The sequence below is a fragment of the Paenibacillus jepli genome (assembly GCF_047238105.1).
Lineage (GTDB): Bacteria > Bacillota > Bacilli > Paenibacillales > Paenibacillaceae > Paenibacillus_D.
Genome location: NZ_JBDFMD010000001.1, coordinates 5,667,537 through 5,691,577 on the forward strand (window position 1 = coordinate 5,667,537; position 24,041 = coordinate 5,691,577).

Annotated in this window: 17 protein-coding genes and 3 CRISPR repeat arrays (1 of these 20 only partly in view); of the genes, 15 read left to right on the forward strand and 2 right to left on the reverse strand. The window is 53.9% G+C overall.

Going from position 1 to position 24,041, the window contains the following annotated elements:
• Positions 1 to 25: 25 nt before the first annotated feature.
• A complete protein-coding gene (locus ABC336_RS23750) occupies positions 26 to 1,369 on the reverse strand; it encodes a sodium-dependent transporter (protein ID WP_413241008.1) in 1,344 nt (447 codons plus the stop codon).
• A gap of 242 nt (positions 1,370 to 1,611) precedes the next feature.
• Between ABC336_RS23750 and ABC336_RS23755 the strand changes: the two genes are divergently transcribed.
• Positions 1,612 to 2,433, forward strand: a complete 822-nt coding sequence (locus tag ABC336_RS23755; protein WP_413241009.1) for an NmrA family NAD(P)-binding protein — start codon at positions 1,612 to 1,614, stop codon at positions 2,431 to 2,433.
• A 451-nt stretch (positions 2,434 to 2,884) separates the two neighbouring features.
• Complete coding sequence (locus tag ABC336_RS23760; RefSeq protein ID WP_413241010.1) at positions 2,885 to 4,372, forward strand: MDR family MFS transporter; 1,488 nt, start codon at positions 2,885 to 2,887, stop codon at positions 4,370 to 4,372.
• A gap of 168 nt (positions 4,373 to 4,540) precedes the next feature.
• On the opposite strand, the gene ABC336_RS23765 is transcribed toward ABC336_RS23760, so the two are convergent.
• Positions 4,541 to 5,065 carry a protein kinase domain-containing protein gene (locus ABC336_RS23765; protein WP_413241011.1) on the reverse strand — a complete coding sequence of 175 codons (525 nt, stop codon included), beginning with the start codon at positions 5,063 to 5,065 and terminating at the stop codon, positions 4,541 to 4,543.
• A 1,227-nt stretch (positions 5,066 to 6,292) separates the two neighbouring features.
• Here ABC336_RS23765 and cas6 point away from each other — a divergent pair.
• The 13 genes from cas6 (at position 6,293) to ABC336_RS23830 (ending at position 22,711) form a co-directional block, all read left to right on the forward strand.
• Positions 6,293 to 7,174: a CRISPR system precrRNA processing endoribonuclease RAMP protein Cas6 gene (gene cas6, locus ABC336_RS23770; RefSeq protein ID WP_413241012.1), complete on the forward strand. Its 882-nt coding sequence runs from the start codon at positions 6,293 to 6,295 to the stop codon at positions 7,172 to 7,174.
• Between the two features lie 199 nt (positions 7,175 to 7,373).
• Positions 7,374 to 8,542: direct repeats of the CRISPR family, unit length 33 nt; unit sequence GTCGCACTCCGTATGGAGTGCGTGGATTGAAAT.
• A 367-nt stretch (positions 8,543 to 8,909) separates the two neighbouring features.
• Entirely contained in the window at positions 8,910 to 11,315 is a 2,406-nt protein-coding gene (gene cas3, locus ABC336_RS23775; RefSeq protein ID WP_413241013.1) for a CRISPR-associated helicase Cas3', read from the forward strand.
• Between the two features lie 30 nt (positions 11,316 to 11,345).
• Positions 11,346 to 12,068: a type I-C CRISPR-associated protein Cas5c gene (gene cas5c / locus ABC336_RS23780; protein WP_413242587.1), complete on the forward strand. Its 723-nt coding sequence runs from the start codon at positions 11,346 to 11,348 to the stop codon at positions 12,066 to 12,068.
• The gene (gene cas8c / locus ABC336_RS23785) at positions 12,065 to 13,972 is read left to right on the forward strand and encodes a type I-C CRISPR-associated protein Cas8c/Csd1 (protein WP_413241014.1); all 1,908 of its coding nucleotides are present in this window, start codon (positions 12,065 to 12,067) and stop codon (positions 13,970 to 13,972) included. The genes cas5c and cas8c overlap by 4 nt, the downstream gene beginning before the upstream one ends.
• A gap of 18 nt (positions 13,973 to 13,990) precedes the next feature.
• Positions 13,991 to 14,854, forward strand: coding sequence for a type I-C CRISPR-associated protein Cas7/Csd2 (cas7c, locus tag ABC336_RS23790; protein WP_413241015.1), 864 nt, complete (start codon positions 13,991 to 13,993; stop codon positions 14,852 to 14,854).
• Positions 14,844 to 15,500, forward strand: coding sequence for a CRISPR-associated protein Cas4 (cas4, locus tag ABC336_RS23795; RefSeq protein ID WP_413241016.1), 657 nt, complete (start codon positions 14,844 to 14,846; stop codon positions 15,498 to 15,500). Before cas7c ends, cas4 begins: the two co-directional genes overlap by 11 nt.
• On the forward strand, positions 15,497 to 16,528 hold the full coding sequence (cas1c, locus tag ABC336_RS23800; protein WP_413241017.1) for a type I-C CRISPR-associated endonuclease Cas1c: 1,032 nt from the start codon (positions 15,497 to 15,499) through the stop codon (positions 16,526 to 16,528). Before cas4 ends, cas1c begins: the two co-directional genes overlap by 4 nt.
• Positions 16,529 to 16,540: 12 nt before the next feature.
• On the forward strand, positions 16,541 to 16,831 hold the full coding sequence (gene cas2, locus ABC336_RS23805; protein ID WP_413241018.1) for a CRISPR-associated endonuclease Cas2: 291 nt from the start codon (positions 16,541 to 16,543) through the stop codon (positions 16,829 to 16,831).
• Between the two features lie 109 nt (positions 16,832 to 16,940).
• Positions 16,941 to 17,048: a putative holin-like toxin gene (locus ABC336_RS23810; RefSeq protein ID WP_413241019.1), complete on the forward strand. Its 108-nt coding sequence runs from the start codon at positions 16,941 to 16,943 to the stop codon at positions 17,046 to 17,048.
• Positions 17,049 to 17,385: 337 nt separating this feature from the next.
• Positions 17,386 to 19,056: direct repeats of the CRISPR family, unit length 32 nt; unit sequence GTCGCACCTCTTGTAGGTGCGTGGATTGAAAC.
• Between the two features lie 175 nt (positions 19,057 to 19,231).
• Positions 19,232 to 19,780: an RNA polymerase sigma factor gene (locus ABC336_RS23815; protein WP_413242588.1), complete on the forward strand. Its 549-nt coding sequence runs from the start codon at positions 19,232 to 19,234 to the stop codon at positions 19,778 to 19,780.
• Between the two features lie 101 nt (positions 19,781 to 19,881).
• Positions 19,882 to 20,592 carry an ABC transporter substrate-binding protein gene (locus tag ABC336_RS23820; protein WP_413241020.1) on the forward strand — a complete coding sequence of 237 codons (711 nt, stop codon included), beginning with the start codon at positions 19,882 to 19,884 and terminating at the stop codon, positions 20,590 to 20,592.
• 23 nt (positions 20,593 to 20,615) lie between these two features.
• On the forward strand, positions 20,616 to 21,290 hold the full coding sequence (locus ABC336_RS23825) for a type 2 periplasmic-binding domain-containing protein (RefSeq protein WP_413241021.1): 675 nt from the start codon (positions 20,616 to 20,618) through the stop codon (positions 21,288 to 21,290).
• Positions 21,287 to 22,711, forward strand: a complete 1,425-nt coding sequence (locus ABC336_RS23830) for an ABC transporter substrate-binding protein (RefSeq protein ID WP_413241022.1) — start codon at positions 21,287 to 21,289, stop codon at positions 22,709 to 22,711. Before ABC336_RS23825 ends, ABC336_RS23830 begins: the two co-directional genes overlap by 4 nt.
• A 406-nt stretch (positions 22,712 to 23,117) precedes the next feature.
• Positions 23,118 to 24,041: direct repeats of the CRISPR family, unit length 32 nt; unit sequence GTCGCACCTCACGTAGGTGCGTGGATTGAAAT; it runs 290 nt beyond the window's last position.

Consider the following 24,041-nt stretch of genomic DNA (forward strand, 5'->3'; position numbering starts at 1 on the left):
GATCTCTTCTGTCTCTTGCGTCAAGTTATATGCTCAACACCCCTGAGGTATAGAGCAACACAAGCAGCATCAGGATTGGCGCGATATACCGGAGGCTGAACAGCCATAGCCGGAACCAGACGGGCCGCAGACCGCTTGCCTCGGCGACGTTCTTCCAGCGGTAGCCGGCAAAAATCGTGATGAGCAATCCGATCAGCGGCAGCAGGATATTGGCGGTGATGAAGTCGACCCAATCGAACAGAGTGCGGCCGCCGATCATAAGCCCAGGGACCAATCCGTTGGAGAGGGCGAGCGGCACACCGAACAGAAAGCAGATGAAGGCGACGGTATACACGGCGCGCGTCCGGCTCCAGCCCCACTGCTCCTTGGCAAATGCAACCGGCACCTCCAGGATGGAGACGGCAGAGGTAAGCGCGGCGATTGCCAACAGGGCGAAGAACAAACCTCCGAACAGCGAGCCCAGCGGCATCGCCGAGAAAGCAGCCGGCAAGGCAATGAATACGAGGCGGGCCCCTTCATCCGGCGCGATGCCAAAGGAGAACGTCGTCGGGAAGATGATCAGACCGGCGATGAGCGCATAGAGCAGATCGCCAACGCCGATTGCAACGGTCGCGGTGCCGAGGGACTGGTTCTTGTCGACATAAGCGCCGTAGGTCATCAGGATGCCCATGCCGAGCGACAGTGAGAAGAACGCATGCCCCAGGGCGATGAGCGCCGACTCGGGAGTTAGCACCGAAAAGTCGGGCTGGAGGAAGAACGAGACGCCCTCCGAGGCGCCGGGCAGCGTCACAGAGCGAACCATAAGCAGCACTAGCAATACCGCCATCGAAGGGATCAGGATCTTGTTGAATTTTTCGATCCCGCCAGCTACTCCTTTGGCGATCACCAAGCCGACCAGCACCATCGAGATGGCTTGCCAGATCAGCGGCCAGTAGCTCGAGCTGAAGGCGGTAAAGGCGCCGCCGAAATCACCATCGGCAAAGAGCCGCCCGCTGAAGGCCAGGATCGCGTAGTGCAGCGTCCAGCCGACGACGATGATGTAGAACGAAAGGATCAAAAACGGCGTCAGTACCTGCAGCAGTCCGGCACCGCGCCACGCAGGTCCGCCGCCGAGCCGGACGAAGGAAGAGGCGGCGCTGGCCCGGCCGTTGCGGCCGATCGCAAGCTCCGCGAGCAATACGGGGAGCCCGACCAGGACCAGACAGACGATGAACAGCAGGAAGAAGGCGGCGCCGCCGTTTTCCCCGGTGATGTACGGGAACTTCCACATGTTGCCGAGTCCCACGGAGCTGCCGATCGCTGCGAGTATAAATCCAAAGCGGGAGAAGCGCTCCTTCGTGCTGCCGCTGCGGTTGTTGCTGGTAGACATGTCATCTCCCCCTGCGGTAAGTCGTATAGCGTTCATGATTGCCATGGGTGATCCAGTTTATTCCAGATGGATGGACAATGAAAGTTGATTCGTTTTCATCCTTTTAACCAGGTGCGGGCGCATTTATGCAGAGCTGGGGGATTTTTGCTGCCTCATTCCTGACAATCTAGCTGTCAGGAATGCCTCTTTATAATGAAAGCTGTGAAGAACAAATACACTTTCTATTAGATGGAGGTTATGAGATGACAATATTGGTAACTGGTGCGACAGGCACGATCGGCAGGCATTTGGTAGAGCATTTGCTAGGGAAGAGTCAGCAGGTCCGGGCGTTAACCCGCAACCCGGACGGCGCCCGTCTGCCGGATGGGGTCGAGGTCGTGAAGGGAGATCTGATGGAGCCAGCCACGCTGGGAGCGGCGTTGGCTGGCGTGCGGGCGATGTATCTATTTCCGTCGAGCGACCAGGAGGGCGCTGTATTGGAGACGCAGCCGGAGGTAGTAGAGCTGGCGCGGGAAGCGGGTGTATCGCGTGTAACTTACTTGACTCTGTATGGCGAAGGGCCGGTAGAAGATGCGATCAGACAGAGCGGGATGCAGTGGAGCTTCATCCAGCCGGTAGGCTTCATGGCCAATGCCTTGGACGATTGGCGGACCCCGATCCGCGAGAAGGGTGAGGTGCGAATGTTAGGCGGAAAGGTACGCAGCGCCATCGTCCATGAAGCAGATATTGCTGCGGTGGCGGCCGCGACCTTGGTAGAAGATGGACACCACGAGCGATGCTACACGCTGACCGGTCCGGAGCTGATCTCTCCGGAGGAGCAGGTTGCGATCATCAGCCAGGCGATCGACCGTCCGATTACGTTCGTCGAGTTATCCGAGCAGGAGGCGCGGGCGCGCTGGGTAGCTCAAGGCTATGATGAGGAGTCGATCGCCTTCTTCGTGGAGATACACAGCACGCCGCCGGCGATTGGGACGACCGTCGTGACGACGGTCGAGCAGGTAACCGGCCGCCCGGCCCAACCTTTCTCCGCATGGGTGGAGCAGCATAGGGAGGCGTTTCTGTAGAGAGCGGGACTGCCCTGAGCATAGCTGCGGACACAGTAGCGGTACGCACTGCCGACCTCGCTCCGGACACAGCAGCATTACGAAGCAGATCCGGACACAGTAGCGCCTAAAAGGGACAACTTGCCGAAAAGGGGAGGCAACGGACAGACGATCCGTTATCCGCCCGATAAATGATCCGAATCAGCAGAATGGCGCGATATAACGGAACGTCTGTCCGCCAAGCGCGGCATTTGGGGGCTTATGTTTGAATTAGCGCCTACTGTGTCCGCAACGAAGTGGAAAAGTAGGCAAGAGACCGAAGAAGTTGGAGACTGGGGCCGAGCTCTCACAGATTTCGAAAAAAGGATCAGGATAGCAATTTGGAAGAACACTAAGAAGTGCAAGACATGGTATAATAACCAATGTTCCCTAAGATTGGCGTGCATAAGGCAGGCAGAGAGGAGTTTGAAAAGTGGTACAAGAACAACAAAATGAGGAGTCCCAATCCGCCTTCGGAAGCAAGAGCAACCGGCTGATCGTGCTCGTGATGGTGCTCGGTGTCTTTGTGGCGATTCTGAACGAGACGCTGCTCAATGTGGCGCTTACGCCGATCATGAACGATCTGGGGGTATCTCCTAATATAGCACAATGGCTGTCGACGGGCTATCTGCTGGTCATCGCGGTATTGATTCCGGCTACCGCCTTTTTGATCCAGCGATTTACAACCCGGGGCTTGTTCCTGAGTGCCATGGGCTGCTTTACGGCGGGCACGCTGATCGCAGCGCTCGCGCCGACCTTTGGCTGGCTCCTGCTCGGACGGATCGTCCAGGCCGGCGGCACTGCGTTGATGTTCCCGCTGCTGACCAACGTAGTCCTGGCGATCGTGCCGATGGCCAAACGGGGTGCAGCTATGGGGACGATCGGGATCGTGATCACCTTCGCCCCGGCGATCGGACCGACGCTCTCGGGTCTTATCGTCGCCCATTACAGCTGGCGGCTGCTGTTCTATGCCGTGCTGCCGATCGCATTGTTCGTCATCGTGTTCGCTTATTACAGGCTGCGCAATGTGACCGATCCGCGCCCGACCAAGATCGACCCCGTGTCGATGCTGCTCTCGGCGTTGGGGTTCGGCGGGATCGTATACGGCTTCAGCAGCGCCGGCGAAGGGCATGGCGAATGGGCGGCGCCGGCGGTATGGCTGCCGATTGCAATAGGGGCAGTGTCGCTGCTGATCTTCATCATCAGGCAGCTGCGGATGAGTGAACCAATGCTCAATCTGCGTGCGTTCAAGCACCCGATGTTCAGTCTCTCGGTCGTGATCATGATGATCGTCATGATGGCCATGTTCTCGACGATGATGCTGATCCCGATCTTCCTGCAGAATGCGCTGGCGTATACACCGCTTGAGGCGGGTCTGGCGATGCTGCCGGGCGGGGTCGTGATGGGGATCATGTCGCCGGTCACCGGCAGATTGTTCGACCGGTTCGGAGCTAGAGGTCTGGCGATCGTCGGACTGCTGCTTATGTCTGCCTCTTTGATTGGATTCGCTACGATGACACTGGCGGTTTCATATGTGTCGATCATGGCGCTCAACATGTTCTTCATGCTCGGAATCTCGATGCTGATGATGCCGATTATGACCAACGGTCTGAATGGACTGCCGCGGTTGCTGTACCCGCATGGCACGGCGATTACCGGGACGGTCCAGCAGGTCGGCGGTGCCGTCGGGATGGCACTGCTGGTGACCATTATGACGACCGGTTCGGAGCGGTTCGCTCTTCAGGAGGGAGCGTCCGTACCGGCCGCACAGCTGCAGGCGCTGGCGATGTCGGCAGGGATGAAGCAGGCGTTCCTGCTGGCGCTCGGCCTGGTAGCACTGGCGCTGGTCCTGGCCGTATTTTTCCTGCGGCGGGCGAAGCCGGACGAGAGCGACAAGCTGCAGCAGGTGCCCGCGCACTGATCAAGAACAATCACGTCCGCAAGTTATGGGAGCAGCTTCTCTCACTTGCGGACGTTTTTTGCGTGCAGCGGGCCGCATCTGCCTCATTCATGGAGTTGTTGATTGATCCAGGCGATCTCGTGGTCCAATTGCTCTTCTTCGAACCGGTCCTCCAGTGATTCAGATGCTTCAGGGGGTTTCCCGTGTGGTGACAAACTTTCGCAGCTCCTTAATGAAGCTTGCTGCATCGGGATAGTGGGGCTGCAGCCGGAACAGCCGCTCAACCATAAGGCGCATCTCCGGCGACAACTGGAGCTCTTCCTGCCAGCTCGGTTCCTGGGCTTGCTCTGTGGTTTGGCCTTCTACTGCTGCGTCCGGTTCATAGCTGGAGTAGAGCATATACAGCATAAAGTGGCCGGTATCTTCCAGATCGGAAGCCGTTTTGGCTTCTTTGGCGGGTTTGGAACGTACCTTCGTGAACCATCTGTCCCACAGGGAACGCGGATCGAATTCAGCATCCGGCGGTTCGCCGATCCTCCGGGCCAGGCCAAAGTCGATCAGCAACAGCCGCTCGTCATGAAACAGCACATTGGGGATCCGCAGGTCGAGGTGCACATACCCGTGTGAATGCATGTAATCGACCAGCTCCAGCAGCTGGAGCGTGATGCGGGCGCATAACGGTATAGTCGCTATTCCAGCAGTGCGCCTAGGCACAGGGGCGGTAAGTATTCCTCATCCGACCATAAGTACGGCAACCGCCAAGGGTACAGGCATTATAAGAGCCGTTATGGGAGTTCTTCTTAAGGGACAAAATAGGGAAAGAGACTGCTCCGGGGAAGGGGCGGCCTAGCATGGTGCGAACCCTAAGCGCACACGAAATCCCCGGGAGATTCGCACCTCAAATCTTGTCGATAAGAGTCGGATTTTATCAGAGTGGTCTATTGCCAAGGCATATGTTATGCTTTTTACAACGAGAAATAGGCTAAGTTATGTCCGATGTGCATGAAAGCCCTCTTTTTCGCTGTCGCACTCCGTGTGAGTGCGTGGATTGAAATATGGCTTGGGTATTGTTGTTAATGGCGGTGATCCGTCGCACTCCGTGTGAGTGCGTGGATTGAAATGCTCCAATGATTGCCTGCTTATTGGCATCCCAATAAGTCGCACTCCGTGTGAGTGCGTGGATTGAAATGCGAATAGGACGGCCGCCCCGCAAATACCAGAAGTCGCACTCCGTGTGAGTGCGTGGATTGAAATTACGTGACAAATCAATCCACCACACTAGCGGCAGGTCGCACTCCGTGTGAGTGCGTGGATTGAAATGAAGCCGCCGCGAACATGTCCGCCAAGATCGTCGTCGCACTCCGTGTGAGTGCGTGGATTGAAATCCGGCCGTCGCCGCTCATGTTACATCGGCTGCCGTCGCACTCCGTGTGAGTGCGTGGATTGAAATTACCGAGATAGACGAAAAGAAAGAGGGGCAGTAAGTCGCACTCCGTGTGAGTGCGTGGATTGAAATAACGCGGTCGAGAAGGGGCCCGGCGGAGATCGCGGTCGCACTCCGTGTGAGTGCGTGGATTGAAATGTGCAAAGTGTCATATCGCATCCCCTCCCCGGGGGGTCGCACTCCGTGTGAGTGCGTGGATTGAAATTCGATATGGACGAAGACATTACGGAGCAGGAACGTCGCACTCCGTGTGAGTGCGTGGATTGAAATTCGCTTTCAGCACTGTGACCGTTTGTAAGGCTCGTCATATTTTGCGTAGATTGAAATCTCCATGAGAATGCCGAGACATAGCGCCGGTTCGTCTTACTCCGTGTGCGTAGTTTGGAGTGATTTTTGACTAATATGACTATCTATAATTGATATTTGTGTCATATTATTAACAGGTGTAATTTCCAATTTAATTGGAGCAAAGAGCTACGGATGTGAAGGAGGATGAAATGGAAAACAGATCTCCGTTATTTAATCTAGACTATCTTCCCATGCTCATACGACTGAGGTGTAAGGAAACCGCGAGATTGCCTGCTTTTCTCGGATCGACGCTCCACGGCATTGTGGGGTGGGTGTTGAGACAGCGTCCGGATGCCTATAGCTATTTATTTGAAAATCGGCGTTTGGGGGGAGCTAGACAGGACATTGTCAATCCCTATATTATTGAACCTCCTAGAACCAAATCGGTGTATCTTCCGGGTGAATTACTCACGTTCCGCTTGATCTTACTGGGAAATGCCGCTCGTTATGCCGAAGACATCGCCATTGCATTTGAACAAGTATATACGATAGGTTTAGGGGCTGAGCGTAAACGCTTTGAGTTTGCAGATATTCTTCATGGAACGCAGTACCAGACCATGTGGGCGAATAGCCGATGGCTAAAGGATGCCGTTACTCCTGAGAATCTGTCATCCCATACTTGTGTGGATCAGGCCTCTTGGTGTTCGTTGCATCTCATAACTCCGCTTAGGATAAGAAGAGGTGGAGAATTGGTGCAGGAAATTAATTTTGCTACGATTCTAAGGAGTATTACGAGAAGGATAGAAACCTTGGCAGAGCGTTATGGTGGTCAATTAGATATTGCTGCAGCCTTGCAAGTATGTGAGTCAGCGAGTGAGGTTCGACTAGTTTCTTCTGCCTTATATCTGAACCAAATGCACCGGTATTCTTCTCGAAAAAAGGAATCCGTGGATTGGAGCGGGATGTTGGGGGCTTTGACTTTCGAGGGGGATTTATCTTCTTTCACCCCTTGGCTCAACGCAGCGCGAATATTGCATATTGGAAGAAACTCAACATTCGGTTGCGGCCAGATCGATCTAGTGTACAGGTAAATTAATCGCGGTGCGAATCCTAGGCGCACATTAAAACCCAGGGGGATTCGCACCGCGAATTTTGTCGAAATATTCAATTGAAGTACAACTTTCGTTAATTTTTATTGAAAAACAAAGATTGTTTGTTTTAAAATGGACAGGGAATGCGCGGGAATTTCAAATGGCAATTCGTGTTTGAGTGAATCCGTCATTTTCCGCTGTCGCACTCCGTATGGAGTGCGTGGATTGAAATGAAACATCCCTTTGCACCCCCGAGATAATAGAGGGTCGCACTCCGTATGGAGTGCGTGGATTGAAATTCAATCGTCTTATACATCAGGAACCCGGCAATCGTCGCACTCCGTATGGAGTGCGTGGATTGAAATGGTGACGAAATGAGGGCAAAGAAGCTCAGTGAGGGTCGCACTCCGTATGGAGTGCGTGGATTGAAATTTTGTTTAGATTCTCTACCACTTCCCATGCTGCGGTCGCACTCCGTATGGAGTGCGTGGATTGAAATTCCTGATGGTGCGCCGCCGATCCGTGCCGATCATTGTCGCACTCCGTATGGAGTGCGTGGATTGAAATCGAATAGGGGGGCTGCAGAAACAAATAGCTTAAGTCGCACTCCGTATGGAGTGCGTGGATTGAAATATTTTGGGGAGGAGTAAAGGGGGAGCGGTATGGGTCGCACTCCGTATGGAGTGCGTGGATTGAAATATATTGATGGTTTGGGGGGCTCAAGGACTCGCTAGTCGCACTCCGTATGGAGTGCGTGGATTGAAATTGCTTGGTCTTGAATCGCTTGTGCTGGGGCTTAGGTCGCACTCCGTATGGAGTGCGTGGATTGAAATGAGAAGGCCGCGAACCTCACCGTAAAAGAAACGGTCGCACTCCGTATGGAGTGCGTGGATTGAAATCGCTCTTTTTGTCTCTCTATGTACGAGATGGCAGTCGCACTCCGTATGGAGTGCGTGGATTGAAATCGGACAAAACCGCCTCCCCTCGCATGATACGATTGTCGCACTCCGTATGGAGTGCGTGGATTGAAATCTGTACAGGGGGAGCACGATCCTGCAGTGGAATACGTCGCACTCCGTATGGAGTGCGTGGATTGAAATATACCATCACCGCCCCTGCAAGGTGGCAATGCCCTGTCGCACTCCGTATGGAGTGCGTGGATTGAAATAATCCTCAAATCTAACCTCCTATCCCGGTTACGTGTCGCACTCCGTATGGAGTGCGTGGATTGAAATACTGACAGTTAGCAGGATGAATCAAACTGTGATAGTCGCACTCCGTATGGAGTGCGTGGATTGAAATGTCGGTGGGGGCTTTTTGGCATTTATCGGATCAGTCGCACTCCGTATGGAGTGCGTGGATTGAAATAAATAGTGTGTTTGCCGTGCTGCCTACCTCGACAGTCGCACTCCGTGTAAAGTACATAGTGACATGAGGCTATTTGTTACATATGGCCCTGAGGGCGTCGAATTCTATCTGAATGGCTCGTTTTAATAAGGAACTTACGTTCGCTGACAACCCATTGTCGTTATGATTTCGTAGAGTAAAGTAGAAACAAGGTGACAGTTTTGTGACATCCCTTTTTGGGAGGAAATAAAATTGTATTTTTAGGAGGAATGTGGATAATTTCGTCGAATATTTACTTTTGTGTAGTTCTTTATAACCAATCCTTTAGGTCTATTTAAGGAGGTGGCGTAAGATTTATATTGCTCACATCAGAGAGAGTGATCAGACGTTGCAGTCGGTAAAGGATCATCTGCTGGAAGTGAAAAATCTCGCTGAACGCTACGGCAGCAAACTGCAGATCCCCCACATCACGGGACTGGCCGGGCTGTTGCACGACCTTGGGAAGCTCACGCCACAATTCCATGATTATCTCTGGAATGCCGTATTTCATCCGGAAAAGGCGCAGAGGCGCGGCGAGGTCGATCATTCTACTGCCGGCGGCAAGCTGTTATTCGATCGTCTGCATCAGGGCAAGCCTGCGGCGTCTTGGCTACTGGCTGAACTGGTCGGCAATGCGATCATCTCGCATCATTCGTATATGCATGATTATCTAAACGAGAATCTGGAGTCCGACTATCTGAGACGGGTGCGCGACAAGCAGGCAGAGAAGATTGACTACGATACGGCGGTCGGGGCTTTTTTCGAAGAGGTAATGAGTGAAGCGGAGTTTCATGCCTATATCGAGCAGGCGATCGCAGAATTAACGCAATACATGAGGAAGTCATCCATACTGACGCCGGAGCAGAAGCAGCTTTTCCTGGACAAATACATATTCAGCGCGCTGATCGATGCGGATCGGACCAATACGAGGCAGTTCGAACAAAATGAACCGCCGTCCGATGGGCTGCAGCATGAGGCAGAGCAGCGCCGCATGTTGTACGCAGGCTATTACGACCGACTGATGCGACGGCTGGACAGCTATACGAAAGATACGCAAGCCCGCACGCCAATCAATCAGTTGAGGCATGAAATGTCTGAACAGTGTGACAATTTTGCCTCGCGGCTCTCTGGCATCTATACGTTGTCCATCCCGACCGGAGGCGGCAAGACGTTGGCAAGCTTCCGGTACGCGCTAAAGCACGCGATTGAGTACGGCAAACGGAGAATTATCTATGTCGTGCCTTTCACAACCATTATAGAACAGAACGCGGAGGATATCCGACGCATCATCGAGGATGACCGTTCACTGCTAGAGCATCATTCCAATGTAGTGCACGACGAGCGGGACGATGACGAAATGACAGATGGTCAGATGACGACCGCTGAGAAGCTGAAGTTAGCCCGAGACAACTGGGATGTGCCGATCATCTTTACGACGATGGTCCAGTTTCTGAACGCCATCTATGCTCGCGGGACGCGTAATATTAGGCGTTTCCATAACTTGAGCGAAGCGGTCATTATCTTCGACGAGGTGCAGAAGGTGCCGACCTCCTGTATCTCGCTATTTAACACTGCGCTTAACTTCCTCAAGGACTATGGCGCATCCAGTCTCGTGCTCTGCACGGCGACTCAGCCGGCCCTGGACTTCGTCCGCCATAAGCTGGCGATTGATCGGGAAGGGGAGATTGTCAGCAATCTGAGGAAGGTGGATGTGGAATTCAAACGTGTCGAGATGATCGATCGCGCTACGATGGAGACGTTCGATACAGACAAGCTGGCGGACTTCGTCCAGGAGCAACTGGCGGAGGCTCCGAGCGTGCTGGTCATCCTGAATACGAAGTCGGTCGTCAAACGGCTCTATGAACGCTTGGCTGATTGCGATGCAGAGGTCTATCACCTGAGTACATCAATGTGTGCGCAGCATCGCAAGGATCGGCTCGATAAGATCCGGGATTTGCTCAAGCGAGGTGAACGGGTCGTTTGCGTCAGCACGCAGTTGATTGAAGCGGGGGTCGACGTCAGCTTCCACCGCGTCATCCGGTCGCTGAGCGGGCTCGACTCCATCGCCCAAGCGGCTGGGCGATGCAATCGTCATGGGGAGAAGGGCATCCAGCCCGTCTACGTCATCGATCATACGGAGGAGGATCTGACGCGACTTCGGGAGATCCAGATCGGCAAGGAGAAGACGCGAGAGATTCTGATCGACCTGCAGCGCGATCAGAACGCGCATGGCGGACACATGCTGTCGCGGGAGGCGTTAGGGCTGTATTTTCAACGGTTCTACAAGGAGCTGGAGCATGAGGTGGATTACCCGGTTCACGGGTTAGCTCAAAATATGATGACACTGTTGATGGAGTCGCGCAGCCATAGAGACTCTCTGTATACCAACTATACAACGAGGTTTTCGGATAAACCTCTTGACTTGCTAATGACCAACAGCCCTCGCACCGCAGCCGATCATTTCGAGGTGATCGACAGCCCGACGGTCACCGCCATCGCGCCATATGGCGAGGGAAGCGAGCTGATCGCAGAGTTGAATAGTGGCAGGAGCATAGCCGAGCTGGGGGCAACGCTTCGCAAGGCGCAGCAGTACAGTGTCAATTTGTTTCGCCATGAGAGGGACGAGCTTGCGAAGAACCAAGGGGTCGAGACCGTCCTTGATGGCAAGGTCTATGTATTGAAGGAAGGCGCCTATAGTGAGGAGTATGGATTGAATACTGCCAACGATAGCGGTTTTAATATGGCCGTGCTGTAAGAAGTTAGCAAGTTAGGAGGTGAATCTATGTTGCGAAACGCGATCGAATTCGAACTAACCGCACCCTACGCTCTGTTCACGGATCCGCTCACTAAGATCGGTGGCGAGAAGCTTTCCTACCATGTACCGACCTACCAGGCACTGAAGGGCATCGTTGAATCCGTGTACTGGAAACCAAGCATCATCATCTATATCCACGCCGTGCGCGTGATGAACCCGATTCGGATGGAGTCCAAGGGCGTCCGGCCGATCGAGTACAGCGGCGGCAATACGCTGGCGAACTACACGTATCTTCGAGATGTGCGTTACAGGGTAAGAGCCTACTTCGATTTCAACCCGCATCGGCCCGATCTTGTCGCAGACCATAACGAACATAAGCATCATAATATTATGAAGCGATCCCTGAGGGCCGGAGGACGCAGAGATATTTTTCTCGGTACGCGTGAGTGCCAAGGGTATGTCGAGCCCTGTGCTTTTGACGAAGGGGAAGGCTACTATGACGACTATGATGAGATGCCGCTCGGGACGATGGTACATGGGCTGAACTATCCTGACGAGACCGGGAACGATCAGTTGGAAGTGCGACTGTGGCGTCCAACGATGGAGAGGGGCGTGATCCAGTTCATCAGGCCGGAAGAATGCGAGCTCGTGCGGACGGTCAAGGAGATGAAGGCCAAGCCATTCGAGGCTGGATCTATCGAGTCTGTGGATGCGCTGTATAACCAACTAGGAGAGGAGGGGATCGAGCCGTGAGCTGGCTGCTGAACCTGTATGAGACGTACGAGGCCAATCAAGGCAGGGTCGGCATCGTAGAGAAGAAGCGCAAGGATCAGGAGTACACGCTGCTGCCAATCGCCCACACCACTCAGAATGCGCACATCGAGGTGCGCGTGACGGAGGAGGGCGACTTCCACTCGGCCATCGTGCTGGAGAAGGGCAAGCTGGAGACGCTCATCCCTGCGACCGAGGACTCGGCGAGCCGGGCCGGCAGTGTCAACTCGCCGTACCCGCTCCATGACAAGCTGAGCTATGTGGCTGGTGACTATGCGACCTATGGCCGCAATCCGAAGAAGCTGGATCATCATGCCAAGTATCTCGAAGCATTGGCGGCGTGGGTCACTTCCCCTCAAGGACATGCCAAGGTACAGAGTATCTATCGTTACTTGAGCAAGGGGACCTTGATCCGGGATCTGACCGCAGAGCCTCGTCCTGTCCTGCACTTGGACACTGACGGCAAGCTCATCGAGCGCTGGGAGAAGACGCATGAGGATAGCAAGGGCCCCAAGCCGGATATATTCGGCATCGTGACGGGACCGCAGGAGGATGCGTTCATCCGCTTTAATGTCTACTCTTCCGGCGTGTATACAGATGTGTGGCGGGATAAGGAAGTGTACGATTCGTTCATCCGTTACTATGGGACAATCCTGGGCGAGGAGGACCTCTGCTACGTGAGCGGAGAGCGGGTGCCGACGACAGAGAGGCATGCGCGGCGTATACGCCACGCGGGAGATAATGCAAAGCTCATCTCTTCTAATGACAATGCGGGCTTCACCTATAGAGGCCGCTTCCTGACCGGCGGCGAGGCGGCAAGCATGGGCTATGATGTGTCACAAAAGGCGCATAATGCGCTGAAGTGGCTGATCAATCGGCAGGGCACCTTTTTCGAACAACGCGTCTTTCTCGTGTGGGGCAATCAGGTGACAGAGCAGGAAGACCTGACCGAGGATATTTTCGGACTCGCCCCAGCCGAAGCTAATCAGCCGGAGCGCATATCCTGGACCTATCCTGAGTTCGCCAAGTCGTTCCGACTGGCCCTGGGCGGCTACAAGCATCGGCTTGATGAGTCGCAGGTCAAGGATGACAAGGTTAATATCCTCGTCCTCGACTCGGCAACGACAGGCCGGATGGCCGTGCTGTATTACCGCAGTCTGTTCAAGGATACTTACGTGGAGCGTCTGGCCGAGTGGCATGCGAGCTGCGTATGGCGGCATCACTATCGCAAGGACGAGGCAGGCGAGTGGGTAGAGTTTTACGGCGCGCCTGCGACGCGGGATATCGCCTTTGCCGCCTACGGATCGCGAGCCGACGACAAGCTCGTGAAGGGACTGGTCGAGCGGATGCTGCCGAGCATCATCGATGGCCGCAAGGTTCCGCTCGATATCGTCAAAAATGCGATGGCTCGCGCCTCCAGCCCGGTGAGCATGGAAGGTTGGGAGTGGGAAAAGACATTAAGCATCGCTTGCGCACTTATTAATCAGAAGGAGGGGAAGTCTGTGGCACTGGATACTGAAACGGATGACCGCAATTATTTGTTTGGCCGCTTGTTAGCTGTAGCTGATGTGTTGGAGACGCGCGCGCTGACAGGCGAGAAACGAACAACCAACGCGATTCGATATATGAATGAATTTTCCAAACACCCAGCGCGGACCTGGATGACAATTCAACAGGCGTTGCAGCCGTATCAGGCTAAACTTGGAGTCAGGGCTATATATTGGAACAAGATCATTGACGAGATCGGTTCCCGCATCCCGATCGAGCAGTTCAACAATCAACCGCTCACCGGCGTCTATCTGCTGGGTTTCTACAGTCAGCGTCACGACCTGTACCAGAAGAAGGACAAAGAACCGAAAATCTCGGAAGAAACGGAACTATCCTAATACCAAGGAGCGATGAAGATGACGATATTAGATCACAAGATAGATTTTGCAGTCGTGCTGTCGGTCACCAAAGCTAACCCGAACGGTGATCCCCTGAATGGCAACCGCCCGCGTCAAAACTATGACGGCCACGGTGAGATCTCGGATGTGGCACTGAAACGCAAGATCCGCAATCGGCTGCAGGACCTGGGCGAGGCGATCTTCGTCCAGTCCAACGACCGCAAGGTCGACAGCTACAACAGCCTGAGGGAGCGTGCAGACGCTAACCCGGAGCTGGACAAGATCATGAAAAGCAAAAACGGATCGGGCGACGAGTTTGCCAGATTAGCCTGCCAATCGTGGATCGATGTGCGCAGCTTCGGTCAAGTATTCGCCTTCAAGGGAGAAAAGAGCGGGACAGGCGTCTCGGTCGGCGTGCGTGGCCCGGTCTCACTCCATGCCGCCACCAGCCTCGATCCGATCGATATCACAAGTACGCAGATTACCAAAAGCGTCAATTCCGAGCCTGGGGCATCCCGGGGTTCGGACACGATGGGGATGAAGCATCGAGTCGATTCGGGCGTCTATGTATTCTATGGCAGTATCAATACGCAGCTCGCGGAGAAAACCGGCTTCACGGCAGACGATGCCGAGAAGATCAAGCAGGCGCTGGTCAGCCTGTTCGCCAACGATGTGTCATCGGCGCGTCCGGAGGGCAGTATGGAGGTGCACCAAGTGTACTGGTGGGAGCACAAGTCCAAGCTGGGCCAATATTCCTCGGCCAAGGTTCATCGTTCGCTAGTGTGGGAACGCAAGGAGACGGAGCCGAAGAGAGTCGAGGATTACGACTTCTCAGTATTACCGCTAGATGGCTTGGAAGTTCAGATCATCGATGGCCTATGAAGAAGAAGACTTCTTGATGATCTCGGGCATCCAGCATTTCCAGTTCTGCAAAAGGCAGTGGGCGCTCATCCATGTCGAGCAGCAGTGGGAGGAGAATGTCCTGACCGTCGAAGGGCAGTATCTGCATCAGAAGGCGGATCAGCCCTTCGTGCGGGAGAAGCGGGGGGATAAGCTCGTCGTGCGTGCGATGTCCGTGCAGTCCCGGGACCTCGGAATAAGCGGACGCTGCGATGTGGTCGAGTTCATCCGGGATGATCTGGGCGTACCGATTCAAGGCATGGAAGGCCATCATATCGCCGTCCCCGTCGAATATAAACGGGGCAAGCCCAAACGGGGGGAAGAGGATGTGCTTCAGTTGACGGCGCAGGCTTTGTGTTTGGAGGAGATGCTCCTTTGCCGGGTCGATACAGGCTATGTTTACTACCATGAGATTCGCAAGCGTGTCGAGGTGCCGATCACCGAGGCGCTGCGCGAGACGCTCAGACGGACGCTGGGCGAGATGCATGAGTACAGGAAGCGTCAGCATACGCCGAAGGTGAAGACGGGTGCCTTCTGCAAGAGCTGCTCTCTCCAGCACATCTGCTTGCCTGAGCTGATGAACAAACGTACGGTGCGAAGTTATATCGAGGGGAAGCTGGAGGCATGAAGAAACTACTCAACACGCTGTACGTTACACAGGCGAATACATACCTTTCGCTAGAGGGCGACAACATTATCTTGCAGCGTGAGCAGGAGAAGGTGGCGCAGCTACCGCTGCATAATTTCGAGTCGGTGGTGACCTTCGGCTATACCGGAGCGAGTCCGGCGCTCATGGGATATTGCGCAGAGCGCAATATCTCTTTGGTGTTTCTAACCATGAACGGACGCTTCCTGGCTCGTGTCATCGGCGAGAGCAAAGGCAACGTAGTGTTGCGGAAGAGACAGTACCTGCTTTCTGAAGACGAGCAAGCCTCCGCCCGGATCGCACGCAACTTTATCGTGGGCAAGCTATTTAATCACAAGTGGATGATCGAGCGTACGACCCGGGACTACCCGCTGCGTGTCGATGTCGAGCTGTTCAAAACCGGATCTGCACAATTGTCTGTCCTCATGCAGGCTGTACGAGACTGCGATGATCTTGAGCGGTTGAGGGGGTTGGAGGGGCAGGCGGCGATTCAGTATAATCGTCTCTTCGATCAGATGATCCTGCAGAACAAGGAGGATTTCTTCTTCCGCGTCCGTTCCCGCCGGCCGCCGCTGGATAACGTGAATGCCATGCTGTCGTTTGCCTATACCCTGTTGGCCCATGATATGCGTTCAGCGTTAGAGGCCGTTGGCCTGGATGCGTATGTGGGTTTCCTGCATCGGGATCGACCAGGGCGCGAGTCACTGGCGTTGGATGTGATGGAGGAGCTGCGGGGCGTGTATGCAGATCGGTTTGTGTTGTCACTTATCAACAAGCAGGTCATGACTGGAAAGGATTTCGTCCGCAAGGAGTCTGGCGCTATACTAATGACTGACGAAGCGCGGCGCACCTTCATGACGGCATGGCAAACTCGCAAGCAGGAGACGCTGACTCACCCGTATCTGGGGGAGAAAATTACATGGGGGCTGGTGCCGCATGTGCAATCGCTGTTGCTGGCTCGTTATCTGCGCGGCGATCTCGACGAATATCCGCCATTTCTGTGGAAGTAGGAGGGGCTGTGAATGCTGGTCTTAATTACATATGACGTAAGCACCGTCACCAGCGGCGGCGAGCGCCGTCTGCGACAGGTCGCCAAGACCTGTCAGGCTTATGGGCAACGGGTCCAGAATTCGGTCTTCGAGTGTATCGTCGACGCGACCCAATTTGCGACACTCAAGTTGAAGCTGACGGATCTGATCGACGAGGATGTTGATAGTCTGCGGTTCTACCAGCTTGGGAACAACCACAAGACGAAGGTGACGCATATCGGAGCCAAGTCCGCATTGGATCTGGAAGGGCCTTTATTGTTGTAGATGTGGAAGAGAACAGACTTTCTCTAATCAGCCATATGGTATAATGTGGACAGGTGCACAAAGTGGCTATAAGGGCGGTCGGCTAATCTCCCGGAAGGGAGGTGAGGCCATGGAGGTTAAAGATGCGATAACATTAATGATTGCGTTCGGTGTGTTGATGATTTCACTCATCGGACTGGTCGTGAACATCGTTGTCGCCTTGACCAAAAAGAAATAGACCGCCCCGTCCAAGGAATCGGTCTATTCTCACGACTGTTATCCGGTAGCCAACCGCCTTTAAAGCGGCTGTGTATCTAGGGGGCTGTTGACGCAGCTCCCTTATCTTAGTGTAATCATAGCATAGGTTATTTAGACGTGCAATGAGACAATCCGACGGTGCGAATGTGAGGCGCACATGATTTTCCTGGGGGATTCGCACCTGGATTTTGATTGGAATGAAATTCATTTGAACCAGTAGTTCATTATTTCGATTGAAAAGATCAATGCGTTCGTGGGGTAAAGAGAGAAGTGAGCAAAAAAGCGAGGGTTAGCTAAATTTTTTGCTTTTTTTCGCTGTCGCACCTCTTGTAGGTGCGTGGATTGAAACAGCAGTTTGAGTGGGAAACGACCGGGATGATACGTCGCACCTCTTGTAGGTGCGTGGATTGAAACGAAGGGAGAGGATAGCACTGAACGCCAAACGTAAGTCGCACCTCTTGTAGGTGCGTGGATTGAAACCCATTAGGACAGTATTCTCATCTTTGATACACTGGTCGCACCTCTTGTAGGTGCGTGGATTGAAACTTTACGCTACAAGTATACTTGCCGTCTTACTCGGTCGCACCTCTTGTAGGTGCGTGGATTGAAACAGAAACTCCTAAGCGGGCCGCTGCCGCGGCCACGTCGCACCTCTTGTAGGTGCGTGGATTGAAACCGGGAGTACATTGGTCATGAAGTGGGCTATCCTCGTCGCACCTCTTGTAGGTGCGTGGATTGAAACCGTGAGGTCAAGGCGAGAATCGACCCGATGACCGGTCGCACCTCTTGTAGGTGCGTGGATTGAAACCCGCGCTTCCGGGTGCTGCCGGGCATGGTCCTGGGTCGCACCTCTTGTAGGTGCGTGGATTGAAACCGTTGCCCGACAACGAGCGAGACGGCGACAAGTGTCGCACCTCTTGTAGGTGCGTGGATTGAAACGATTTGCCGTGATTATGTGACTCCTGGATAAAGGTCGCACCTCTTGTAGGTGCGTGGATTGAAACCGCACAAGACAACGGTGGAGGATCTGTTCCATGGTCGCACCTCTTGTAGGTGCGTGGATTGAAACTCTGCATCCTTGTTGTAGTACTCATCCCGGTAAGTCGCACCTCTTGTAGGTGCGTGGATTGAAACGTGGAAGCACCACGGTTAAAAGCGGAAAATGAACGTCGCACCTCTTGTAGGTGCGTGGATTGAAACACCCGAGAGTTCCTTACGAACGCGCTCAGCCAAGTCGCACCTCTTGTAGGTGCGTGGATTGAAACTATAACTTATGCTAACAATACAAAGTATTCGGGAGTCGCACCTCTTGTAGGTGCGTGGATTGAAACATCAAGAGTCACGCCAAATTTATGGGAAAAGAAAGTCGCACCTCTTGTAGGTGCGTGGATTGAAACTTGTATACGGGGGGTGTTGCGGACGCTCTCCGGTCGTCGCACCTCTTGTAGGTGCGTGGATTGAAACACCGCGAATATGACCGGTCATTACTACACTCCGCGTCGCACCTCTTGTAGGTGCGTGGATTGAAACATGACGGGCTACTACAAGCCGTCAAACCCCGACGTCGCACCTCTTGTAGGTGCGTGGATTGAAACCAATCCGCTGACGAGTACCTGCAGGCTGCCCAGGGTCGCACCTCTTGTAGGTGCGTGGATTGAAACATCTTAACGGTAGACTCAACTGCCCCCGTTTTGCGGGTCGCACCTCTTGTAGGTGCGTGGATTGAAACGGAGACTTACGGGATTACTTGGCGGGGTAAACCGTCGCACCTCTTGTAGGTGCGTGGATTGAAACTAATGGAAGGGCTGTACACCATCGGTGGCTCCATGTCGCACCTCTTGTAGGTGCGTGGATTGAAACAACCGCCAATTTTGGCGAGTCAACATACCGGGTCGCACCTCTTGTAGGTGCGTGGATTGAAATACTTTATTTACTTTGCTTGCACGATCAGGCTTGGTCGCACCTCGTGTAAGTCCGTGGATTGAAATAATGAGGCGTGTCGCTACCTGAAGGTGTCTGATTGTCGCACCTCGTGTTGTTATAAGCCGATTCACGGCTTTTTTTTTTCGGTACAATCTTTCACAAGCTACACCCTCATATGCAGAAAAAGAAATATTAGGACCAAAGGGAACCTTTTTCCTCTTCAGTCGTCTAATGCTCGAGGTGAACGGATTGCAGTTCGATTATCTAAACCATATTACCGGGGGATTGGACAAGAATCTCGTCCTTGAGGAATTGATGCAGGCATACGGCAAAGAGGTGTGGAACTTTGCTTATTTCCTGACGCGCCGGGTGGAGTTGGCCGATGATGTGACACAGGATGTGTTCGTCAAGGTCTACGAGCGGCTCTATTCATTCCGGGGGGAATCTTCGGTGAAAACCTGGCTGTTCGCCATCACCCGCAATACCGCCAAGGATGCCCTGCAGTCCTCCTGGCTGCGCAAAGTGACCCTCATGCCGGTATGGCGGCAGCGGGAGACCCAGCCTTCAGCAGAGAAGGAGCATCTTGATCGTCAGGTCACAGAGGAGATCTGGACTGTCGTCTTATCGCTCCCGCGCAAGCTGCGCGAGGTGCTGCTGCTGCATACCCATCATAGCCTGTCACTCAAAGAGATTGCAGCGGTACTGAAGATATCGGAGGGCACGGTTAAGTCGCGACTGCACCGGGCGAGGGCTGCCGTCAACCGCAAGCTGGGGGAGGTAGAGGAATGACGAGAATCAGCAAGGACTGGGAGAAAAGGCTCTCTGGTCAGCCGTTGCAGGACAACGGATTCACTCCGGCATTGAAACAGAAGATAAGGGAGAGGACTCGCATGAAAACGACAAAAGCCAAGCTGGCTGTGCGCGCCGTGCTAGTCTTGCTGTGTGTCATGATAGCCGGATCAGCTTGGATGTTCCGGGATGATCTGAATGAACTGCTGTTCGGAAATCCGGTCCCCACGATTGCAGCTGTAATCGAGGAGGACCACCTGGCAGAGGAGGGCGAGCTCGCGCTAAGGGTACAGGCCAGTCAATATAATAACTTTATGACAACCTTTGGCAAGCCATTCATCATCCGTCATCCTTCGGTACGGATCGAGCTGGTTACAGAGCCCAGTCAGATCCAGACCCTAGAGGAGTTCCGGCTGTGGGTGGAGCAGGAGCAGCCGGATATTTACAGCATCCCCCTGCCGTATTATGCAGCATTGGCGGCGGAGGGCGAGCTGCAGCCGCTCGATGCCTGGATTAAGCGGGATGGTCTGGACATGGAGGCATTTCATGAGCCGGTCATCCGTTTGCTGCGGGAAACAGGCGGCGGACAAATATATGGTCTGACTCCCGAATTCGCTGCTAACGGCATTTATATTAACAAAGCTTTGTTCGAGCAGCATGGCGTCCCCCTGCCGACCGATGGCATGACCTGGGAAGAGCTGCTGCATACGGCGGCGCGGTTCAACGGTACGGGAGTGACAGGCTTGCGGCTGCAGGCAGCTCCGATCATGCTCACCGATATATCGGCCGGACGAACGGGATTCAGGCGATAACCTCTGACGGAGACACGGTGACGATGAATACGCCAGCTTGGGAGGACATCTGGAGCCAGGTGGTTGACGGGATGAAGCAGGGCTGGATTCAGGCTGACTCCTCCCAGCAGGCGACAGGCGAGCGTTCCATGAAGCAAGTGATGGAGAGTGACCCGTTTGCTATAGGCGAGGCAGCCATGAGGATTGAAGCCAGCTACTATATGAATAACCTGTCTCATTATACGAGTGGTGAGGGGCTGGAGCTGGATTGGATGGTCGTCACGGAGCCTGTCAACGCGGATGAGCCCAACCGGGCTACACATTTTTATGGGGGCATGATCTACGCGGTCAGTGCAACCTCGTCTCATGATAAGGCGGCTTGGGAGCTGGTGAAATTCATTCACAGTGAAGCAATGGCAGAGAAGCTGGAGCGTTCGGGCAATACGTTGCTCGTAAGGAATGGTTCGCTCTCTTCTGCAACAGCCGCGCGACTCGCTCCGTTTTACAGGCTGGAGCCTGATCCGTCCGCAGTATTGGAAGAATACAGGGGAGTTATGGATAGGGGCAGCCGTATAGCTGCTCAGAACGAAGTTATCGATCAAAGAGGCAATGCCTTGCTTCAAGCGGTTGTAAATGATGAGCTCACCGTCCAAGCTGCGTTGCAGCAGCTGCAGTCCGAACTGGAAGCCGTCATGGTGCAGGGAGGGGAACAGGAATGAAAGAGCCGGGTTTCACCAGGCTTAAAAGCAATCATGCCTTCCTATCCGCCGCTGGTATCTGGCGTATGAACGTGTTACTGATGCTGTTGGGCATGAGCGTGTTGCTGTCCGCCTGCTCCGAGTCAGCGGCTGAGAAACCTGCCCCCGTACCGCTCAAAATCGTTTATTCAAGCGAGGAAATGTTTGATTCGCTGCTAAGAGATTACTTTGATGCGGCCTTCCCTGGACTGCCCGTTGAAGTCATCTGGTCGGATGAGATCTACTCGTCAGGGGTGGACTCTCGTCTACGTCTGCGCCAGCTGATCGATGAAGAGAAGCCTGACCTGGTCCTGTTCACTGACTACGGATTGTATCGGCAGCTATCCGATGACGGGGTTCTGGTCGATCTGGGGACAAGAATGAGGAGCAGCAAAGACGTCCAGGAAGAAAGTTTTCATCCCGGCGTAGTTGAATTGCTAAAGGATAATGAGACCGGAGGGATGTTCGGATTATCCCCGAGTTTCGATGCCTATTCACTCTACTATAACGCAGATTTGTTCGAGCAATTCGGTATTCCGCTCCCGCAGGATGGGATGACCTGGCCGGATATCCTGCTGCTGGCGGAGCGGTTCAAGACGGAGGACACAGACCCTGATCGAGTGCGCGGTTATCATCAGATGTGGCTGAGTACGCCCTATGACCTGATGATGACGATCGCGGCTACGGAGGGTCTGCAGGAGTATGACCTGCGGAGAGGGCAGATCACGATGTCGACTCCATCCTGGGAGGTCTTGTTCGGCTCGCTGGTAGATGTGTACAGGAAGGGGGGCTTCGCCGGCAAAGCGCGCGTTGGCGAAGTAAGGGATGGCGTCACCTTCTTCGGCCCTGATGAGACTGCGCAGGCGGATCTGTTCGCGCAAGGCAAAGCGGCTATGACGGTGGCTCCTTATGGCATGATGAATGCTCCGAATCGCAAGAACATTGCGTTCAACTGGGGGATCGTTGCACCGCCGGTCAGCTCCAATGACCACATGCGCAGCAGCGGCATGCAGACCTATCCGATCTTCAGCATGATTGCGGGAAGCCAGCAGCACGATCAGGCTTGGGAAGTTATCCAATATTTTAACGGGTCCCGGATGGCCAAGATTCACGCTGCTGTAGCTGGGGAACAGTATGGGATGGGGGCCTTGTCTTCGCGTGTGGAGTTCGTAGAGCTAAGTGGCGACCCTGCGGTCGAGGGGATCTTCAGACAGCTTCCTGCACAGCAGGTGGCCGTTGCTCCAGTTTCGCTTGACACCTCATTCTTCGAATCCTTCCCCGCCCTCGTTAACCGGGAGATCGAGGAGGCAGTGCAGGATAACAAGAGTGCGGCGGAAGCGCTGGCCACCATCCAGCAGGAAGGCCAGTTGCTGCTGGACGCGGCGCTGAAGTCTGTGGAGTAAATGTATTGGTAACGTGTTGAAGTGCTCTGACGCATCTCATTAATCTTTTGGGTTAAGAATCTTTGACGCCTTACTTAGGGGCGTCTTTTGCATTAGCAAACTGTCATATCGATGCTGGCCTGATTTGAGATTCCCAATTATGAACAAATGGAGTAAAATATATTTCATAGGAAAGAAGTCTTGAGACTTTCTGCTAGATTTCAAAGTGCGCATTCATGGAATGGAGACACGGTTCTTTGGTGCGAATGTGAAGTGAACATGATTTTCCTGGGGGGTTCGCACCAGGGAAATGAGTGAAATGAAATAATTTTGTTCGAAAAATTCATTTTTTTGATTGTAGAGATTAAAATAGATGTTTAAAAAACCAGGAAGTAAATAGAGATCCTGATTTTTGTTTGTTTTCGCTGTCGCACCTCACGTAGGTGCGTGGATTGAAATAGGTCTTGCTCATAAGTGCGTGAATCGATGCTGTCGCACCTCACGTAGGTGCGTGGATTGAAATGCCTGCAGCAGCTGGCGGATCCGCCAGGTGTTTGTCGCACCTCACGTAGGTGCGTGGATTGAAATGCCACACCATCAATTATGCGGCTGGATACCCGGAGTCGCACCTCACGTAGGTGCGTGGATTGAAATGGTCAAGTCATCAATTACAGTGATTAAAGTATGTCGCACCTCACGTAGGTGCGTGGATTGAAATATAAACTGGCAGACGAAGATAGCGGCATCATTCCGTCGCACCTCACGTAGGTGCGTGGATTGAAATGATGAATACGAAGATTGCCGGGCCGTCGGCGTCGTCGCACCTCACGTAGGTGCGTGGATTGAAATCTACAAAGGTGGGTTGTGGGGGCTCACAAGCGTAGTCGCACCTCACGTAGGTGCGTGGATTGAAATGCAAGTCCAATCTGACGCAGATTTTCGATGATACGTCGCACCTCACGTAGGTGCGTGGATTGAAATCCACACCACGGTGTTTTTACGAGCGGATTACAGTCGCACCTCACGTAGGTGCGTGGATTGAAATGGGAGGCGCTGGCAGCGGCAACGCCGGGGAAGTGTCGCACCTCACGTAGGTGCGTGGATTGAAATGGAAAGGCCGGAGACGTGGCTACTGTAACGGAGGGTCGCACCTCACGTAGGTGCGTGGATTGAAATAAGCCTTCGTGGAAGCATTCAGTGATGAAGTATGTCGCACCTCACGTAGGTGCGTGGATTGAAATGCCAATGAAAATTTCGAGACGCAGGCATGGGAAAGTCGCACCTCACGTAGGTGCGTGGATTGAAATTTGTACTCCAATTTGGCTTTGGACAAGAGCAGCCGGTCGCACCT

Bases quoted from the DNA above. Each gene is read 5' to 3' on its own strand.
- ABC336_RS23830 (WP_413241022.1), top strand. From the start codon at position 21,287: ATGAAAGAGCCGGGTTTCACCAGGCTTAAAAGCAATCATGCCTTCCTA.
- ABC336_RS23810 (WP_413241019.1), top strand. From the start codon at position 16,941: ATGGAGGTTAAAGATGCGATAACATTAATGATTGCGTTCGGTGTGTTG.
- ABC336_RS23750 (WP_413241008.1), bottom strand. From the start codon at position 1,369: ATGTCTACCAGCAACAACCGCAGCGGCAGCACGAAGGAGCGCTTCTCC.
- ABC336_RS23825 (WP_413241021.1), top strand. From the start codon at position 20,616: ATGAATACGCCAGCTTGGGAGGACATCTGGAGCCAGGTGGTTGACGGG.
- cas2 (WP_413241018.1), top strand. From the start codon at position 16,541: ATGCTGGTCTTAATTACATATGACGTAAGCACCGTCACCAGCGGCGGC.
- cas4 (WP_413241016.1), top strand. From the start codon at position 14,844: ATGGCCTATGAAGAAGAAGACTTCTTGATGATCTCGGGCATCCAGCAT.
- ABC336_RS23755 (WP_413241009.1), top strand. From the start codon at position 1,612: ATGACAATATTGGTAACTGGTGCGACAGGCACGATCGGCAGGCATTTG.
- ABC336_RS23820 (WP_413241020.1), top strand. From the start codon at position 19,882: ATGAAAACGACAAAAGCCAAGCTGGCTGTGCGCGCCGTGCTAGTCTTG.
- cas1c (WP_413241017.1), top strand. From the start codon at position 15,497: ATGAAGAAACTACTCAACACGCTGTACGTTACACAGGCGAATACATAC.
- cas6 (WP_413241012.1), top strand. From the start codon at position 6,293: ATGGAAAACAGATCTCCGTTATTTAATCTAGACTATCTTCCCATGCTC.
- cas7c (WP_413241015.1), top strand. From the start codon at position 13,991: ATGACGATATTAGATCACAAGATAGATTTTGCAGTCGTGCTGTCGGTC.